We start from the raw sequence: 18,149 nt of genomic DNA on the forward strand, positions 1-18,149 counted from the left end.
TTCACGGTTGGACGGGTATCGCCCGAACGGCGCGACCCATCGCTCGACGCTTATCGCCGGGCGAGTGGGTGGACGGTGGAAACCAACGGCAACCCCCAAGCCGGTTAGCTCGCTGTATAGCGCCAAACTTATTGCGCCGTTGCGCGCAGGGCTGATCCATCCTCCTCCTCCGTCTCCTACGTATGGCCCACCACTTATTGCGCCGTTGCGCGCAGGGCAGAAAATCTTCCCGGATTGTGACTATCGGAGTATCTTTGGCCTGTATATCTATGTCTATATCTATGTCTATATCTATGTCGCAGTCCCGACAAAATTCCCTAGCTGGAGGCGAAGATGGTACAACGAACACTCATGTCCCTGTCGGTGGCAATCACCACCTACCTTGCGACGAGCATGCTTGTCCAGGACGGCCACAACGGCTTGCTCCTCACCCTGGTGCTGATCTTCTGCACCGTTTCTCTTGCCCTTGCATCCTCCTTTTCGTCGGCCCTGCATGGGAGAACATCTCCAGCCCCACTGATCTCCGCTGCGACCCTGGCCCTCATCGTTGCCTACATTGCTTTCGCCGACGCAACGAGCCAGCTGTGGCCACTCATCTCCGCAGCCGTCACGTTCGTCGGCGTTTTCCTCTCAGTGCAAACAACAGCAGCCCACGCCGATGAACACACGGATGAGCAGCCCAGCATTGACACCGACACCACAGCCACCCCAGCTACCCCAGCCACGCCAGGGATGACTGCTGTAAACCTCAACCCCTCACATATCGCGTGGATCTACCACAAGCTCATCACGATGCCCTACTACGCCATCAATGACGAGGTCACCCACATCGAGTGGGGCAAGGAGGACATAGTCACGCTTACCCCTGGCGACCACTTTGCCGCGGGGTTTTCGAACCGGTTCAACCTAGACAAGCGCTTGAACGAGAAAGCTTTGCCGGTCCTGCACACACCTCCAAAACGCATCTTCGGGCGCCTGGGGCCACTCAACTCCTCGACCTACCACTTCACGGTCAGTCAGTAATCTACCTGCACTTATGCAGGGCCACTTATTGCGCCGTGGCGCGCAGGGCGGGGCGAACGTTCCGACCCACACCGAACCCGCCCGCAGCCGCCAAAGCAGGCGGGGCCTGTGAACCCCTCACCACGCCCCACCCCCAGTAGCAGCGCACATAGCAACGAACTTATTGCGCCGTTGCGCACAGGGCGGGGCAAACGTTCCGAACCACACCGAACCCGCCCGCAGCCGCCAAAGCAGGCCGGGCCTGTGAACCCCTCACCACGCCCCACCCCCAGTAGCAGTGCACATAACAGCGAACTTATTGCGACGTTGCGCGCTGGGCGGGGCAAACGTTCCGAACCAGACAGACCCCGACCACGGTGCGCCACACCACCCCCACGCCGCCCGCATCCGCTAAAGCAGGCCAGGCTTGTAACAACCACCCAACCCCCTCACCACGCCTCACGCCCAAGATCAGCGCACATAGCAACGAACTTATTGCGCCGTTGCGCGCTGGGCGGGGCGAACGTTCCGACACGCACCGAACCCGACCGCAGCCGCTAAAACAAGCCAGGCTTGTGGACCCCTCGCCGCGCCCCACCCCAGTAGCAGCGCACATAGCAACGAACTTATTGCGCCGTTGCGCACAGGACGGGGCAAACGTTCCGACACGGCCCTCGCCGGTGCTCCCACACAAGAAAACAGCGACGTTCGAACAAATCGAACTGTTATAAAATGTTCACCTTACGTTAACGTAAATCCAGCCTTTCCACCCTATACTGGCAATCACATATCGAACATACTCTCGATGTCGGGGCGAGGGGGAAAGAATGGAAGATGACGGCATTCAATGAGGAAAAAATTCAACGAGCCTGGGCACGAGCTCAAGGTAGAAATCTCAGGGACAAGGGAGAGCTCCCAGATGGGCAGCAAATAACTGAATGTATTCGACTCCGCTTCCTCAACGAGACCATGGAGAAGGCGCGAATGTTGTTAGCGATTGGCATCTACATGACGCTCAACGTCGCTCCATGGGTGGGTGTGTCATCGCCTCACTCCTATCTTGTTCGTGAGTTGGGGTTGTCGGAGCGAACCGCGTACGAGTACTGCCAGGTCGGGCTGAAGCTTCTGGAGTTTGAATTCCTCGCCCAAGCCTTTGCTTCAGCGCAGCTCTCCTACTCAAAAGTGCGGAAGATACTGAGATATATGACCAAGGAAAATGAGCTTGAGCTCGTCGACTTAGCAAGCAACAACTCGTTCGATGGACTGGAGCAGGCGCTTGGTGGGCGACAAAAGAAGGACGACGGCGGCGACGAACAGAAGGAGGGGTTCAGGATAGTCAAGGACCCAGAAACTGGCTGGTCGAAAACTGTCATCGACCTCAATCCCATGCATACCGCTGAGTTTGAAGCAGCGCTCAAGGTCGCGTTTATCAGCTTGACGCGAAGCTGCAGCGCAGAGGAGGCACAGCGAATTGCTGATGGGCTGGATACTGAAGCGGAGATGAAAGAACAAGCTGCGGAGGAGGACGCGAACGCCTACGACTACGAGCCGACGGAGCCGGAGGAGAAAGAACACACCTCGTTCACTGTGGACGACATTCTCGAGTCGCCGGAGGACCAATTGATTAGGAAGAAGGCAATGGAATCCGGGGAGGTTTCCCATGATGAGAAGAAGCAGGCTGTGTCACGCTTTGGCAGGTGTGTGAAGAGGGAACTTCTGCCGGCGTTCTTCGGGATGGTCACAATGACGCTTAGCCAGCCACGCTCGCAGGTACGCGCCCCGGGAGCCGAGGTCACCGTCATACTGCGGGAGAATGGCACCCTCGCCCTCCCTGAGCAGTTCGGAGCTGAGGCGAAGGACATTGTTCCGTTCATCTGGAATGCAGCGTACCGATTCCTGTGGGTTGACCGCAACGGCAACCCAATGGCGCTTGGCAGGCGCCGCCGTTTGGTGAGCAAGGCACAGGAAAAAGCTCTGCTTGACCTCTGGAATCACCGGTGCGCGATGCCCGGCTGCACGCACACGCAGTTCTTGGAGTTCCACCACATCAAGGAATGGCAGGACGGCGGTGAGACGAACGCGGATAATCTCATCCCGCTGTGCTCCGGGTGCCATGCGCTGGTTACCGATGGGCTGATCCGCATTTTCATCGACTCACGCAACCCGCAGCTTGTTCGGTTCCAGTTCCGAAATGGCGATTGCTTCACCTCCATCGGCAGGAAGCCGCCGATGAGGGATGCGATATTGCCGTACGGTCTGAACCCCTTCGACGAGGAGGTGCGATACTTTGTCGACGGAAAGACGATTCCGATCGATGATCTACCAGAACCAGCAGGAGGGCCTCAAGGCTGAAATTTCTGAGGCAAGAAAACAAGAACCGGCGAGACGGGTTACAACCGTCTCGCCGGTGGAAAAGACCGGGTCTACGCCTTAAGGGCGTGGAGGGTGAGGTCGATGACCTGCTCGTAGTAGGTCATGTTGTTGTGATCAGAGACGAATCCAGGGTGGTGATCCTGGACGGTGATGTTGGTGACACCGGGCTCGTCGATAAACGAGTTGGTGTACGGGGTCACCGTCTGATCGGTGGCGGAGGCGATCATCGTGTACTTCACGCCGGGGCGCGTCACCGGCCCGTTGTGGTACACCTCATTGACCAGGTCGGAGCCGATGAGCTGCTGGCGCGATGCCACGCCGGCGAAGAAGTCAACGACACCGTTGGTGAACTCGGAGGCCTTGAACATTCCGCCAACAGTCGTGCCGTTGTTGGAGGGTGCGAGGCCGATGAGGTGATCGACCTTCTTATCGCCGCCGTAGTTGTTGATGTAGTAGATCGGCATGATGCCGCCACCCTGGGAGTGGCCGACGAGGGTAACCTTCTCAGCGCCTGTCTCCTTCAGCACGCGGTCGACGACGAGGCCGAGGGCACGGGCGGAGTCCTTGATGTCGCCCGCGAACTGGGTCGCCGGGATGGTTCCGGGGTTGTGGTTAAACCCGTACACGCAGTAGCCGGCGTCCATGAGGGCAGGAGCCATCTTGGAGAAATCGTTGTAGATGTTCGTGGTGGTGCCGGGGAGGAGGATGACCGGGTTCTTCTCCGAGGTGCAGGAGAAGTCGTTCATTCCCTTGGGGTACTGCCCGGTGTACACGAGCGTCTTCATGAGCGCGGCGTAGAAGTCGTTCTCCGGCCCGAGCGCGGCACCGGTGGGGAAGCCGTATTGGGCATCCTTGGCGGCGTTGCCGGGCAGCGGCTGGGTGTAGTCGATCGCCTCACCAGTGCCACCAGGAACAACAGGCAGGTTGGGCTCCAGGGGCAGCGTCTCGGAGGAACCGGAGAACGCGGAGGAAAGGTTTGCGGAGAGGTTGTCGAATGTCGGCTCCGCAGCAGTGGCGGTGCCCGCAGTGGCACCGAGGGTGAGGGCGAACGCCGTTGCGACAGCGCCGATCGTCTTCATCATCTGATTGTTACCTGCCTCGATTTAATGTTTTCCATCTTGCGCCGCTCCTCGGAGGTGAGCTGCGCGGTGTTGGATGTGTCCTTGGCAAAGAACTCGTTCAGGCGCTTCAGCTCAGCGTCGTATTCGGTATGGCTGACGGTGGGGTCGAGGTCAAAGACGGGCACGAGGATGCCGTGGGTGCGGAAGACACCGGCGAATTTGGTGCCTTCACCGAGGTGCAGTTCGTCCTTTGCGGCGGCGCGTGCCAGGGAGGCGAGGAGGGTGTCCTCGTCGTCGGAGCGGACCCAGCGGATGTGGGCCTTGTCGCCCGCGTCGACCCAGAAAATGGTGCCGTCGATGTCGGCATGGACCTGGTACGAGGGCATGATGGAGGCGTTGGCCTGCTCAATCATCTGCTTGGATTGCAGGTCGGCGCCCTCGGGCAGCCACCAGTTGAAGTCCTGGTGCTCCGTCACCTCGAGCTCGCCGGCGGGGAAGATATCCGCGATGGCGGGCTGGCTGCCGTCGTTGGTGGCGTTGTTCAGCACGGCGCCGGGCTTGGCGTTGATCACCCAGTTAAGGCAGTACGCGAGATCGCGCCCGGGGTTGTGGGAGCGCAGCCGGGACTGGAGGGCTACGAAGCGTTCGCCGGTGTCGCGCACGAGGGCGGCGACGGCACCAGGGAGCACCGTGGCCAGGGTGACCGGGGTGTCCTGCACAGTGATCTCCGCGGTGGCGGAGGGGACGAATTCCTGGAGGGCGACGAGCATGGTTTCTGCGTCGAGGCCGCCGTAGGGACGGGGGTCCTTTTCCAGGGCGGCACGCTCAGCTGCGCGCTTGGCCATCTTGGCCTGCCTGCGGGTCATCCCCTCGGGCAGATCCTGGTCCTTCTTCTTTTTCTTGCTCATAGGCCACTACCTTACTTGGGTTATCAGTGGCAAGATACTTAACTCCCCGCTCGCGCGCCCAATCGACGTCCTCCAGGTCATTGACGGTGAACATGTAGGTGGGCAGCCCGTGGCGGCCGATGAGGTCGGGGTTGATCTTGGCTTCTTGGATGAATAGCCCCATGCCGGTGGGGTGGCCGAATTTCTCCATCGCCAGGTTGGCCCACATGTAGCGCAGTTGGCGCAACCAGATGCGGTCGAGCGCCGGTGCCATGCGGCGGATGCGCTGGATGGAGACGGGGTTAAAGGAGATGATGTGGACACGCTCGGACGTGGATAGGCCGAAGTACTGCAGTTGCCGCACGATCTGTTCTTCCAGCATGACACCGTAGCGGGACGGGTGCTTCGTCTCGATGAACAGGTGGCGGTCGGGGTAGGACTCGCCGATTTCGAGGAACTCGCGGAAGGTGAGGACGGGCTGGGGGCAGTCCTCGCTGCCGAAGTTGAGGCGGGAGAGGTCATCCATCGTGCAGGTGGAGACCTTGCCGGAGCCGTCGGAAACGCGGTTGAGGAAACGGTCGTGAATGCAGACCAGCTCACCGCAGCGCGTGAGTCGGACGTCGGTTTCGACGCCGTCTGCCCCGACGGAAAAGGCGGACTCGTAGGCGGCCGCCGTCTGCTCGGGGTACTGCTCGCTATCGCCGCGGTGCGCAATGATCAACATGTCAGTCTCGATCCCAGGAATGAATGTGCCGGAGCATGATTCGATTCTTACGCTGGGATTTACCCAGCTTCTTAGCCATCTTATCGAGGATCTTGATGGCATCGGTAATGTGCGGTCCCTTATTCAACATCACGCACTCGCTGCGCAGGGCAACGGCGGCATCGGTGATCTCGGCGCGGGAGGGCAGGCCGTTCTTGGCCAGGTTCTCCAGGATCTGGGTGGCCATGACGGTGGGGATGTGGGCAGCCTCGGCGGCGGTCTGGATCTGCTGGGGCACCTCGGCCATGCGGGCGAAGCCGAGCTCGACGGCGAGGTCGCCGCGGGCGATCATGACGCCGAAGCGCTCGTGCTGCAGGCCCTCGAGGATGACGAGCGGCAGGTTCTCGAAGCCGGGGATCGTCTCGATCTTGAGGAGGAGGCCAAGGTCCTCGCGGGGCATCTTGTCCAGGACGTAGGCGACGTCTTCGGGGGTGCGGATGAAGCTCACGGCGGCGATGTCGGCGTACTCGCCGATGAACTTCAGGTTCTCCTCGTCCTCCTCGGTGAGGCTGGGCAGGGGGAGGTCGGTATCGGGAAGGTTGATGCCCTTGTAGGCGGCGAGGTTGGCGCCGCCGACCTTCGTCCGGTCGATGTGGAGGGTGACCTCGGTGTCCTCACCACGCTTGTCGACGCTCACGGCGTGGGCACCGATGGCCCCATCGTCGAAAAGCACCTCGTCGCCGACCTTGATCGACTCGACGGCGAGCGGAAGAGTACAACCGATTTTCGGAGTGCCGGGGGCCTCGAGATCGGCGTCGGACTGGTCGGTGGTGAGGATGAGCTCGTCGCCGGCCTCGAGGCGCAGCTTGCGCGTGGTCGTGGGGATGCCGGTGACGCGGGTGCGCTCGTAATCGCACTCGAGGAGGGTGCCGTCGGCGATGTAAGCGTTGCGTTCGCCCTGCGCGAGGACACCGTCGGGGGTGGCGTCGGTGACGGTGAAATAGCGGCGCGAGCCGCGGGTATCATGCACCATGATCTGGGCGCCGACGGTGAGACGATCGAACCAGGCCGCGTCGACCTGCACGGGGAGGGCGGGGCGACCGGGGAGGCCGGCGGGGGCCGGGGGCTGGACGTTGTCGGTGGTGTACGGCTTGCGGGTGATCCACAGCTTGGAGCGGGTGAGGACGACACCCGCCTCGTCGCGGGTGACGCGCGCGCGGCCGACCGCGGGGCCGTCGGCAATGCCAGCGGTGCGGATCTTCGGACCGGCGAGATCCATGGAAACCTCAAGGCGGTGGCCGATTTCCTCCTCGGCGCGGCGCACGTTGGCGATCATCTTCTTCCACACCTCGGGGCCATCGTGGGCGCAGTTGATGCGGGCGAGATCCATGCCAGACTTGGCGAAATCGAGGACCATGTCGTAATCGTCAGCGGCCTCGGCGGGCAGGGTCACCATGATGAGGGCCGGGGAATCGTTCGGGGAGGTGCCAAGCAGCAGCTCAGAGTGCTCCTCGAGGAGGTCGTCGGCCTCGGCCATCTTGTCAGAGAGATAGGAAAACTCGTATTTGATGTCCTTGTGCATGATGCGGCTGACCACGTTGTGGGCCGCCTGGAGCCGCGCCCGCACGCACGGCTCGGTGGTGGATAGGCGGGTCGCGCCCACGCGGTAGAGCGCCGCCTGCAGCTTCGAGTGGTCGTGCGCGCGAAGGTAGGCGTAGTCAAGCAGGTTTACCGCGCCGATCTTGTGGCGCGGATGCACCTTGTCAATCTTCTCCTTGTACTGCTCGGCGTTGGCCTCCATGCCGACGAGCAGGTCTTCCAAATCCTGAAGCAAATCATCCATGCCTTTATTTTCCACTAGATGAATGAAGTTTGCAGGGTTAACCTTTAAGGCGTGAGACTCTTCCGACGTGGTGCTCTCCTCGGCGCAGAAATTGGCACGTGGGCAGCCCTGTCCCCCTCCCTGCTCCCCCGCCGCATGTGGCAGACCGCCCTCAACGTCGCCGGATGCCAGGCCGCAGGCCACGCCATCGCCGCCGGGGTGTCGCGCTCCATCGGCGGCCGTTTCCGCGCACCGCTCACGCTGACCGGCGCGATCACCGGCGTCGCCCTCGTGCGCTCCATTTTCCGGCAGCGGGAGATCGCCGACCTGGTGGAGTCGCCCCGCCCCGCCGTGCGCGACACCGCCGTCGGCGCCGTCCTCGGCACCGCGGGCTACGCCGAGTGCGTCCTTGTGGGGGAGGTGATGAAGGCGCAGTTCGGCTGGGTGCGTGGTCTCATCCGCCGCGCCTTCCCGCGCCGCCCCCGCGTCCCCGTTCCGGCGCTGTCGGCGCTGGCCATCACGGCGACGACGTGGCTCATCGGCACCCGCTTCCTCATCGTCCGGCGCCTCTCCTCCCGGATCACGCAGAAGGCCGAAGAGCTCAACCTGTTTATTAATCCCACCCTCGCCCGGCCGACATCGCCGCTGCGCTCCGGCTCCCCCGCTTCCCTCATGTCCTGGGAGTCCCTCGGCGCCAAAGGCCGCGAATTCGTGTCCGGTGGATCGGACTCGGCGGTTCGTATTTACGGCGGAATTTCCGCCTCCGTGGGGGACATCCTCGCTGAAATGGACCGCACCGGGGCATGGGAACGCGACTACCTCATCATCCACATCTCCACGGGCACCGGCTGGGTGAACCCGTGGCACGTGGCGGCGCCGGAGATCCTCACCGACGGCAACGTGGCGAGCGTCTCCATGCAGTACTCCTACCTGCAAAGCCCCATCACCTACGTTGCGGACCGCTCCACGCCTGTCGACGCGGCGCGTGAGCTCCTCTCAGCCATCCTCGACCGGCGCAGCCACGGCGTGTACATCGCTGGGGAATCACTCGGTGCCTACGGTGCGGCGAGTAACGATGACCTCCTGGAGCGTGTCGACGGCGCCGTCTTCACCGGCACCCCTCGTTTCACCCCGATCATCACCCGCGTGAGCAGTACTCCCCACTCGCTTCCTGTTGTCGACGGCGGCGCGCACATCCGGTTCGTTGCCACCCCGGCACACCTCACCACCGACTGGCGCGGCATGGCTTACGAGGAACGATGGGCGACACCACGAATTTGCTTCGTCCAGCACCCCTCAGATCCAGTGGCCTTTTTTGATTGGCCGATCTTCTTCCTCCCGCCCCGCTGGATGAAGGACCATCTCCCCGGTGCCGACCGCACCCCCGCCCTCGTGTGGTGGCCACTGTTCACCGGCTGGCAGCTGTTGGTCGACATGCCGATCTCCCACCGCCAGACCGGCGGCCATGGCCACACCTACCACGAGGAACTCATCCCCGTATGGCGAGCCGTGCTAGGGCTGGATGATTAGAAGCGACAGGCAGCTGCCTCCCACCACTCCCGCCGCGAGAGGGCACAGGAACATTTCTACCTGCTTCTATAAATGCGCCCTTATTGCGCCGTTGCGCACTGAGTACGCGCGGATTAGCGAGGATTCTTCCCACCGGCAGAGGAGCGTCCGACTTTCGCAACCATATAGATGCACATAGCACCTAACCCGATAAGGATGACATTCCTTCCTAGCTCGGCGTAGAGCTCTGGCCAGCCCGCAATCATCTGGCCGAGGACAAGACCGATGCCCACAAGGAGAACGGCTACGATGGCTATCCTGATCACTTTGCTCATGACTTATTTTTACCCCGAAGGCCGAGAAACAGAAAGTACTTTCGTTCCCACTTGCCACCCTTATCTAAGGTCAGCCTAAATGACTACGCTGGGGGACATGACATCTCACCATTTTGAGCTCAAGGTCCCCGGCGGCAAGCTGATTGTCGTGGACGTGGACGCCCAGGACAACATCATCACCAAAGCCCAGGTCTCCGGCGATTTCTTCCTCGACCCGGAGGAGGCCTACGAGGCCATCAGCCCGGCGTTTGAAGGGCTATCCATAAAGGAGCCTACCGACGGCATGACTGCGCGACTGGACAAGGCACTCTCACAGTTCGAGGACCTGGAATTCCACGGATTCGAAACGAAGGACATCGCCACGGCCGTCAAGCGCGCTGTCTCCGGTGGCACGGACTTCACCGACCACACCTGGGAGATCCTGCGCCCCGGCCCCCTGCCGACACCGGTGAACGTGGCGCTCGACGAGGTCATCCAGGACCAGGTGGCCGACGGCACGCGCCCGCCGACGCTGCGCTTTTGGGAATGGAGCGACAAGGCGGTGGTGTTCGGCTCCTACCAGAGCTATTCCAACGAGCTCAACCAGGGAGGCGTCGATAAGTATAAAATCGTACCGGTACGCAGGATGTCCGGCGGGGGCGCGATGTTCATGGAGGGTGGGAACTGCATCACCTACTCCATTTACGCGCCGGACAGCCTCGTGGCCGGGTACTCGTATGCGGATTCGTACGCGTACCTGGATCAATGGGTGCTCGCCAATTTGCAGAAGCTCGGTGTGAACGCCTGGTACGTGCCCATCAACGACATCACCTCCACCGGCGGGAAGATCGGCGGCGCGGCGCAGAAGCGCCGCAAGCACACCGTTCTTCACCACACGACGATGAGCTACAACATCGACGCCGACAAGATGATGGAGGTGCTGCGCGTGGGCAAGGTGAAGACCGCATCCAAGGGCATCGCCTCCGCCAAGAAGCGCGTCGACCCGCTGCGGCGACAGACGGGCATCCCCCGCGAGGAGATCATCGACACCATGGTGGGCGAGTTTGCCACCCGCTACGGCGCCTTGCCCGCGGAGCTGAGCGAGGAAGACCTTGCGGCCGCGCGTCGGCTTGTTGAGGAGAAGTACGGCACCGAGGAGTGGACGAAGAAGATTCCGTAAGGGGGAATCGGGGGTACCTCGGGGCCGTGACTGGCATCTCGAGGTTCCATAAAACCGCTCGGGGGTGTAACATTAATTTTGCAATCGGGGACAAAATATTTTTCGGGCGTATAGCCTCTTCTTCATCTTTTTCAGGCGCGACCCTTGACTCCCCCACGATTGCTAGTCGCACTCGCTGCGACATTCTCCGGTGCGCTCGCACCACCAATCCCCCTAAACACTGGTTGCCCCGGTGTTCGAGGCAACCACCCCACAAGTGAAAGGTTGTCTCATGGAGACCCACTACTACGTTGTTGCAGGCCTGCTTCTAAGCGACTGTGGGCCTGGCGATAGCGGATTCTACGACCCCAGCATGAGCGACTGGCAAAACACTTCTTTTGCCGAATGGTTCAACCGCCGTGGCCACAAGGTGCCCCACGAGGAACTCGACGAGGACGAGGCCGAGGCCAAGCTCGAGGACATCCAAAAATCCTACGACGAGTGGGAAAACGCCTGGAAGCCCGAAGACGAGGACAGTGAAACACTTCGCTCCGAATGGGGCAACGTTCCCCCGGCACCCCTGTATGTGAGCACCGGAATGCTCCTCATCATGGACGACGGGCGCGACACCCGCTTCCTCTACGATCCCACCTGCGACGAGTGGGTGCGCACACCGCTTGCCAACTGGCTCATGGACACCGCGTGGGCCGGCAAGTGCGAAACCCTCAACGCGGACGAGGCCCGCAACCGCGCCCCACAGCTGCGCGACGAGTGGAAACACATCTCCACCGACGACGACTACGGACAGCGGCATTTTCTTGACGAATTTATCTACAACGATCCCGAATCCATGGAGGCCCTAGACGATTGGTACGGCTACACACCCACCTTTGGAAACAGGCTTTTGTGGCCCTACAACATCGGGGAAAATCAGGCGAAGGCCGAGGTGGTTGCCGAGACAAAAATTCTCGATGACACCTACGACCGCGAGGTAGAGGGCCCCAACGGTCGGGTGTTCGAGACGGTCCCGGACGATGACCCGTGCGAGGGTGCAACCTACTACTCCAGCGCCGGAATCTGCATCATGCAGGATCCAAAGCATCACTGGTACATGTACGACCCACGCAACAGGCGATGGGCCCGTACCTTTCTCGCCTACCTTTGCTACTGGGAAAGCTACTCCGAATTCCACTCCAAACCGTGGGAGGAGATGCGGAAAAGTGTCATTAATCAACAGCAGGACGCGGACTCCCTCCTCGAGGCGCTGGAACTCCTCGACGAGGCGGGCATCAACTACCCCCACACCAGCGCCGTGGTGAGGTGGCGCGACGAGGCATCGGCAATCGAATTCGACCCCAACGAGCCCCGGTTTTACTACCACGGGCGGCTCCTCCTCATGGACTCCGGCGACGGCTGGGGGTTCTTCTACGATCCCGTGACCCGCGACTGGCGAAAGGACCACCTGGCGTTGTTGGCCATAGAAAACGTGGGAAAACTAAAAGAGGTGGACGTGATGGATGTGGACACAATACGCGACACGCTCCAACATCGCTTCGACGACTATGAATTATCGTCCTATGACGATGACGGCCCCGCCTTCATCGCCTCCCCCATCGAGGTGCCCAAGCGGAGTGCGGACTCCGTGATCAGCACGGCAATCGACATGATCTCGAACCATCGCTGGCACCGCGAGGAGCTCAACGCCAATAACCGCTCCCTCCTACGCCTCATCGTCCGCCGCAACCGGATTAACGCCAACATCGCCCGCCGCTGCGACGTAACCGACGATACACAGCTCTCCTTGTTCCCCGCTCTCAATCTGACCAAGCTTTTGAAGGACAAGAACGGGTAAACCACCATCGCCCCGGGTTGACCAAAAAGTAGCGCCCCAGCCGTGTGCGGCCAGGGCGCTACCTTGTTTCACTTTTCCCCTGGGCACTAGGTGCCCGTGGAAGAAGCGTTATTTAGTTATGCCTCAGGAGCAGGCGACTCAGGAGTCGGAAGCTCAGAGGTAGGAGCCTCGGAGGTAGGTTCCTCAGAAACAGGCACCTCTGTGGTCGGCTGCGCAGACGCGGTCGGCTTCGCCTGATCCGCATTCTTATCGCTGGACAAACCACCCTCAGTGGGAACGGTGCACTGCGACGCGGCTACACCAGCCAGAAGGCCAATGGAGGCGATGAAACCAGCCGCCAAAGCAATGTTCTGCAGATGCGGAGCAACCTGAACCTTGAACTGCTGAGCAAGAGCCGGGTTGTAAATACCCAGAGTCTTCTGAATACCAGTGTTGATATCCTCCAGCTGCTTGCCGAAGCCCGCAGTCATATCCTTCACCTGCTGGTTGTCCATGGCCAGGCCAAGGGCAATCGGGGTCAGGAGCAGCAGCGGGATAGCCGATGCAGCGGAAGCACCAACACAGAGACCCATGTCGATACCAACCGTGATCGTAATGATCTCGGTAGTGCCATCCGGGTAGGTCACCTGAACCTTGATCTTGTCACCAGGCTTAGCATCCTTATTCGGAGTGACAACCAGGTTGCCGTCCTTGTCGATCGTGGCGGTGCCAGGACCGTCGATGACCTTCGCAGTCGTGCCAGCGGGAGCCTTGCTGCCGTCCTTGGTCGGGATGACCTTGGACTCACCCGGGCCAGGCTGAACCGTGGTGTCGAACCCGGGGGTCTGATCCTTCTGGCCAACGGTGACAGTTGTCGACTCGGACGGCTTCTGGCCTTCCTTCTCAGCGACGACGGTGATCTTGTCGCCCTCCTTCAGCTTGGACTTGTCAACAGGAATGCTGAACTTGCCGTCATCGCCGGCCTTGTCGGTCGCCGTGGTGCCATCAGGCAGCGTCACCGTCACGGTTGCGCCAGGCTCAGCCTCACCACTGATGGAATCGTCACCCTCCTTGACCGGGTTCACCTCCGGAGCAGTCGTCGTGTCCTTAGCGGTGATCTCGGTGTTGGTCGGCTCGGAAACCTTCTTACCTGGTGCCGTTGCCGTGGTCTTAACCGTGCCGGAAGCCGGAACAGTCTTACCCTCAGGCAGCTTCACCGTGAACTTGCCATCCTCGCCGGCCTTGTCGGTCGCCGTGGTGCCATCAGGCAGCGTCACCGTCACGGTTGCGCCAGGCTCAGCCTCACCACTGATGGAATCGTCACCCTCCTTGACCGGGTTCACCTTCGGAGCAGTCGTCGTGTCCTTAGCGGTGATCTCGGTGTTGGTCGGCTCGGAAACCTTCTTACCTGGTGCCGTTGCCGTGGTCTTAACCGTGCCGGAAGCCGGAACAGTCTTACCCTCAGGCAGCTTCACCGTGAACGTGCCATCCTCGCCGGCCTTGTCGGTCGCCGTGGTGCCATCAGGCAGCTCAACTACGACCTTAGCATTCGGCTCGGTTTTGCCCGTGATCTCAGTGTCGCCTTCAGTAACCGCGTTGACCTTCGGCTTTTCGGTGGTCTTCTCCACCGGCGTAACCGGCTTCGGCTTTGCCGTGAACTTCAGGTTGATCGTCTCGGAGGAACCATCCGGGTACTTAACCGTGACCGGGATTGTTGCATCCGTGTTCGTCTTGATGTCAGCCTTCGGGGTGACCGATACCTCACCGGTAGTCGGGTCGACCTCAACAGTCCAGCCCTCCGGGATTTTCGCCGTTTCGGGGATTTCGAAGGTGGTCTCCTTCGGCAGATCCTTGTCGGTCTTGACAGGTACCTTCTTCTTCGTACCGGCCTGGCCGGTAGCATCCTCGTAGCTCGGGCTGTAGGTTTCGGCGTCATTCGCTGTCACCTTTGCCTCAGCCGGATCGGACTGCTTCTTGTTCGGGGAGGTAGCAACAGCGGTGACCGTGTCGTCCTTCTTCAGCGTGACACCCTTGGGCACGTCAACGCTGTAGTTGCCATCCTTGTCAGCGGTTGCCTTAACCTTCTTGTTGCCAGGCAACGTGACCGTAACTTCGGCACCCTTTTCAGCCGTACCGGTGATCTTCTTCGCACCTGCAACAGGCGCGTTGACGGTAGGCTTCTCCGTCTTGGCAATTTCATCGGTGACCTCGACCTCGGCGTAGACGATCTGCTCGCCACCGTTGGCCTCCTTCACCATGACGGGCACGTAGTACGTGCCCTTCGGCGTCCCCTTCTTTTCCTTAGTATCCGCCGTCGGATTCAGCGTGAGAGAGCCATCCGAGTTCACGGTTACCCACGGGAACTGAGCCTTGTCGGCCTCGGTCATAGTGTAGGAAGCACCCTCGAGGGTCTTACCGTCGGCAGTGGGCACGTCTACCTTGGTTTCCTCACCCTGCGGAGCCGTGGTCTTCTTGTAAGCAAGACGCTTAGTCACAGGCTTGGCATCGTCCTTGACCGTGAAGGTTGCCGTGGTGGTTTCGGTCGTCCCATCTTTGTAGGTGACCTTCACCGGGAAGGTGTAGCTGCCGGGGGCAGTGCCCTCCTGCGGAGTCCAGGAAACCTCACCCGTGGTCTCATCCACGGTCCAGTCAGCATCGTCAATGCCCTCAACGCTGCCGGCCTTCTCGTACTTAGTTACGTTCTCAGCCCCAGCGGCCTTCTCGTTACCGGCCTCATCACGCGTGGTGATCTTCGGCTGGACCGATGCCTTCTCAGTGGGCTTTGCCTCGGTGTTCTTGTAAGAGACATCGAACTTGTCACGGTCTTCGGCAGTCGGCTCATCCGACGGGCGAGTGGTTTCATCACCGTAAACAAAACGGGCAATGATGTCGTCGTAAGAATTGTCAGCGTAGGTGACACGAACCTTGACATTCTGAGCAGTGCCCACAGTAGCGGCATTCGTCCTGATACCAACGGCGATGTCACTCTCGGTGCGAGAATCGTCAAGCTTTAATGCCGACATTGCCTTTTTAACGTTGGGAGCCTCAGGATTGGCGATGACCGGATCGGCAGCGTGGTTGCCAGCACCTTTACCACCGGCCCAACCACTGCCTTTACCACCATTCTGGTTGAGATCAAGCTTCCCGAAGAGGCTTGGAGCCTCAACGCCGGTTACCGTGACCTCCTTGATTCCCTTTCCGTCTGCTGCATTTGCTGCATGCGGGATGTCATTGATGTTGGCAATACGAGCGATGCCAACCATGTTGGAGCAACCAGGATTCTCTACGCCTCCTTTTGCGGGAGCCTCTGCAGTTGTCTGGTTCTTACATCCAGTTGTCGCGGTATCGAGGATGATCTCAGGGTGTTTCTTCACATCATCCAACGTCGCGTTGACGACATTGCCGTTCTCGTCCAGCTTCTTGTACCAGATGTACGTGGTCTCGTAGTACGGGTTGTACTTAGCAGCATCAGAATCCGGGCCGTTCACGCTGACAGCGACGGAGTCAGCGGCAACCGGGGCACCGTTCACGTAGAGCGTTGCGGTGTAAGTGTCATTGCCGGACTTGGTAAGCGTTGCCTGATCCGGAACGGTCAGCGTAGCAGCCTCAAAGGGGTTGTTGATGTTGTAGCCAGCGGGGGCAACATCAATGCGGTCCTTGCCGTCAACCTGGACGACCTTGCCGTTCTTGTCGGTCCACTGGATGTAGGCTTCTTCGCCACCATTCAGGAGTGCCTGAATCTTCGGGGTGACCTTATTGCCTGCGTAGACAACGTCTTCATCGATCTGCAGATCGGTGTTCTCAGGGTCCGAAACGAGGCCGAAGTGCATGTTTGCCCAGCTGTGACGAGCATCGCGCCAGAGCTGCGGAATGTTCATCGTGGCAGTCGGATCACCGAACATTGGTGCCGGGTAGGAGGAGTATGCAGGCTGAGTAACCCACTTACCATCGCGCTTTACCTGGACGAACTGGTAGAGGAACTCGTTGTCAAAGTCCTTCTTTTCAAAGCGTGCGAAGTAACGGCCCTTGTCATCGGTCTCCGCAGCAACGGTTTCTGCGATGAAACCGGGGTTGTTCTTCAGCAGCTCCTGCTGAGCCTTAATGCGCTCGCCGCGCGGGAGCTTCTCAAGCTTACGGAATTCTGCTACACCCTTATTAGTGAGAATGGAAGTGACGACGCGGGCTTCGCCCTTATCTGCCATGTTCTCAGCAGTGGACACAGGGAAGGTGATAGTGCCCTGCTCAGTCTTGCCAGTCTCCCACCACACACGGCCGGAAACGGAGCTACGGTCTGCAGAAGACCAGGTATCGCCGGGGTAGCCGGCCTCATCCACGCGGATGTCTGGCTTACCGTCCGCGCCCTTCTTCACCATGAGGTCAGAGGGCATTTCGTAGGCGAAGATGCCAGTGAAGGTAAAGGACTGCGGAATGTTCGGCCACCAGCCTGCGCCACCGTTGGATTCATTCATAAATCCGGGCTGCACACCCGGTGCCTGGCGAAGCGTGTACAGATCGCCGCCGGCAGGTCCCTTCTGGCCTGGGGCAATCCACAGGCGGATGCGAACAACGTACGGCTTGGCGTCAAACTCGTGCGTCACGCCGTTCTTATCCACGACCTTGGGGTAGTGGAACACGTAGGAACCCGGGCCACCTGCAGTGCCGGGGATATCGGCGGTCTTAGCGCTATAGACAGGAGAAACCCAGCCGTCTTCATCCATCCACTGGCTGTATACCGTGTAGCCGTTCAGGCGCTCATTGCCCTGGCCGACCGTGGAGAAGTCACCGGTGGTGGAGGAGTAAAGACGACCGCCGACCATGCCACCGTGGGTAAGGCCACGCTTGCCTTTAACTAGCGCGTAGTTGCCAAGCTGGTCCATATTGGTGATTGCCTTTGAGGCAATACCATCAGCATCGATCGGGGCACCCGCAGTTTCTGCGGGTTGTGGCGCGTCTGCTTCTGCAGCGCTTGCGACTGCAGGATTAATTGGTAGAACTGTGGCCGGCGCAACCTGTGCTACGAGAGACAGGGCCACCAGGCCGGCGGCGATGGAGATACCCTTGCGCCGCTTTCCGTAGGCTCGTTTAGCCATGTTAAATTCTTCCCTCCTTGGAGATTTATGTGAACGCGGCCCGTCAAAACCACGTTCGCGTCGCTAGATCTTCCGCGCCAGCTAAGGGCGGTCAATCCGTTGCAGTTGTCTGGTCCAACTAACACGACTGGGTACAAGTGTAACCCAGTTTATTTTCAGCTGCAATGTACCAATTTCATATTTTTACAGGTAATTTGAATATATCTTTCTGGGGATGAATAGCCTCCATTAAGGTGTTTGCACTGTTACTCTGGCCTTTTATTGCAGGCTAAAGGAAAAGTGTGCATCCTTCCCAGGTGAGCTATGTCATACAGGTACCCGGGGGCAGCTTTCTCAAATAGGTCTAAATTTATTTGTCGGTGGGGGGGGAACTACCCCAAAGCGGAGGGAAAAATTCT

The 18,149-nt window shown here is 60.2% G+C and carries 11 protein-coding genes; 5 read left to right on the top strand and 6 right to left on the bottom strand.

What is annotated here, in order from left to right; genetic code table 11:
• Positions 1-333 precede the first annotated feature (333 nt).
• Both CGLUCO_RS12495 and CGLUCO_RS12500 read left to right on the top strand, forming a co-directional pair.
• On the top strand, positions 334-1,023 hold the full coding sequence (locus CGLUCO_RS12495; RefSeq protein WP_232621939.1) for a hypothetical protein: 690 nt from the start codon (positions 334-336) through the stop codon (positions 1,021-1,023).
• A 963-nt stretch (positions 1,024-1,986) separates the two neighbouring features.
• On the top strand, positions 1,987-3,354 hold the full coding sequence (locus CGLUCO_RS12500) for an HNH endonuclease signature motif containing protein (protein WP_232621938.1): 1,368 nt from the start codon (positions 1,987-1,989) through the stop codon (positions 3,352-3,354).
• Between the two features lie 71 nt (positions 3,355-3,425).
• On the opposite strand, the gene CGLUCO_RS12505 is transcribed toward CGLUCO_RS12500, so the two are convergent.
• The 4 genes from CGLUCO_RS12505 to CGLUCO_RS12520 are packed head-to-tail and all read right to left on the bottom strand — an operon-like array spanning position 3,426 to position 7,869.
• Positions 3,426-4,457 carry an esterase/lipase family protein gene (locus CGLUCO_RS12505; RefSeq protein WP_070741446.1) on the bottom strand — a complete coding sequence of 344 codons (1,032 nt, stop codon included), beginning with the start codon at positions 4,455-4,457 and terminating at the stop codon, positions 3,426-3,428.
• The gene (locus CGLUCO_RS12510; RefSeq protein WP_232621937.1) at positions 4,454-5,344 is read right to left on the bottom strand and encodes a DUF5926 family protein; all 891 of its coding nucleotides are present in this window, start codon (positions 5,342-5,344) and stop codon (positions 4,454-4,456) included. Before CGLUCO_RS12510 ends, CGLUCO_RS12505 begins: the two co-directional genes overlap by 4 nt.
• Entirely contained in the window at positions 5,262-6,047 is a 786-nt protein-coding gene (locus CGLUCO_RS12515) for a glycerophosphodiester phosphodiesterase family protein (RefSeq protein WP_084036274.1), read from the bottom strand. Before CGLUCO_RS12515 ends, CGLUCO_RS12510 begins: the two co-directional genes overlap by 83 nt.
• A 1-nt stretch (position 6,048) precedes the next feature.
• A complete protein-coding gene (locus tag CGLUCO_RS12520) occupies positions 6,049-7,869 on the bottom strand; it encodes a pyruvate kinase (protein ID WP_084036275.1) in 1,821 nt (606 codons plus the stop codon).
• Positions 7,870-7,920: 51 nt separating this feature from the next.
• On the opposite strand from CGLUCO_RS12520, the gene CGLUCO_RS12525 reads away from it, so the two are divergent.
• Positions 7,921-9,378, top strand: coding sequence for an alpha/beta-hydrolase family protein (locus tag CGLUCO_RS12525; protein ID WP_084036276.1), 1,458 nt, complete (start codon positions 7,921-7,923; stop codon positions 9,376-9,378).
• 113 nt (positions 9,379-9,491) lie between these two features.
• On the opposite strand, the gene CGLUCO_RS12530 is transcribed toward CGLUCO_RS12525, so the two are convergent.
• A complete protein-coding gene (locus tag CGLUCO_RS12530) occupies positions 9,492-9,692 on the bottom strand; it encodes a hypothetical protein (RefSeq protein WP_005394539.1) in 201 nt (66 codons plus the stop codon).
• 97 nt (positions 9,693-9,789) lie between these two features.
• Between CGLUCO_RS12530 and lplB the strand changes: the two genes are divergently transcribed.
• The gene (lplB, locus tag CGLUCO_RS12535; RefSeq protein WP_494515792.1) at positions 9,790-10,851 is read left to right on the top strand and encodes a lipoate-protein ligase small subunit; all 1,062 of its coding nucleotides are present in this window, start codon (positions 9,790-9,792) and stop codon (positions 10,849-10,851) included.
• 271 nt (positions 10,852-11,122) lie between these two features.
• A complete protein-coding gene (locus tag CGLUCO_RS12540) occupies positions 11,123-12,682 on the top strand; it encodes a hypothetical protein (protein WP_084036278.1) in 1,560 nt (519 codons plus the stop codon).
• Positions 12,683-12,798: 116 nt separating this feature from the next.
• Here CGLUCO_RS12540 and CGLUCO_RS12545 read toward each other — a convergent pair whose 3' ends face one another.
• Entirely contained in the window at positions 12,799-17,751 is a 4,953-nt protein-coding gene (locus CGLUCO_RS12545) for a Rib/alpha-like domain-containing protein (RefSeq protein ID WP_198481459.1), read from the bottom strand.
• Between the last annotated feature and the right edge of the window lie 398 nt (positions 17,752-18,149).

Origin of the sequence: Corynebacterium glucuronolyticum DSM 44120, from assembly GCF_030440595.1 — a bacterium.
Taxonomy (GTDB): Bacteria; Actinomycetota; Actinomycetes; order Mycobacteriales; family Mycobacteriaceae; genus Corynebacterium; species Corynebacterium glucuronolyticum.

Coding starts and splice junctions, on each gene's coding strand:
- CGLUCO_RS12495 (WP_232621939.1), top strand. CDS start 334: ATGGTACAACGAACACTCATGTCCCTGTCGGTGGCAATCACCACCTAC.
- CGLUCO_RS12500 (WP_232621938.1), top strand. CDS start 1,987: ATGTTGTTAGCGATTGGCATCTACATGACGCTCAACGTCGCTCCATGG.
- CGLUCO_RS12505 (WP_070741446.1), bottom strand. CDS start 4,457: ATGATGAAGACGATCGGCGCTGTCGCAACGGCGTTCGCCCTCACCCTC.
- CGLUCO_RS12510 (WP_232621937.1), bottom strand. CDS start 5,344: ATGAGCAAGAAAAAGAAGAAGGACCAGGATCTGCCCGAGGGGATGACC.
- CGLUCO_RS12515 (WP_084036274.1), bottom strand. CDS start 6,047: ATGTTGATCATTGCGCACCGCGGCGATAGCGAGCAGTACCCCGAGCAG.
- CGLUCO_RS12520 (WP_084036275.1), bottom strand. CDS start 7,869: ATGGATGATTTGCTTCAGGATTTGGAAGACCTGCTCGTCGGCATGGAG.
- CGLUCO_RS12530 (WP_005394539.1), bottom strand. CDS start 9,692: ATGAGCAAAGTGATCAGGATAGCCATCGTAGCCGTTCTCCTTGTGGGC.
- lplB (WP_494515792.1), top strand. CDS start 9,790: ATGACATCTCACCATTTTGAGCTCAAGGTCCCCGGCGGCAAGCTGATT.
- CGLUCO_RS12540 (WP_084036278.1), top strand. CDS start 11,123: ATGGAGACCCACTACTACGTTGTTGCAGGCCTGCTTCTAAGCGACTGT.
- CGLUCO_RS12545 (WP_198481459.1), bottom strand. CDS start 17,751: ATGGCTAAACGAGCCTACGGAAAGCGGCGCAAGGGTATCTCCATCGCC.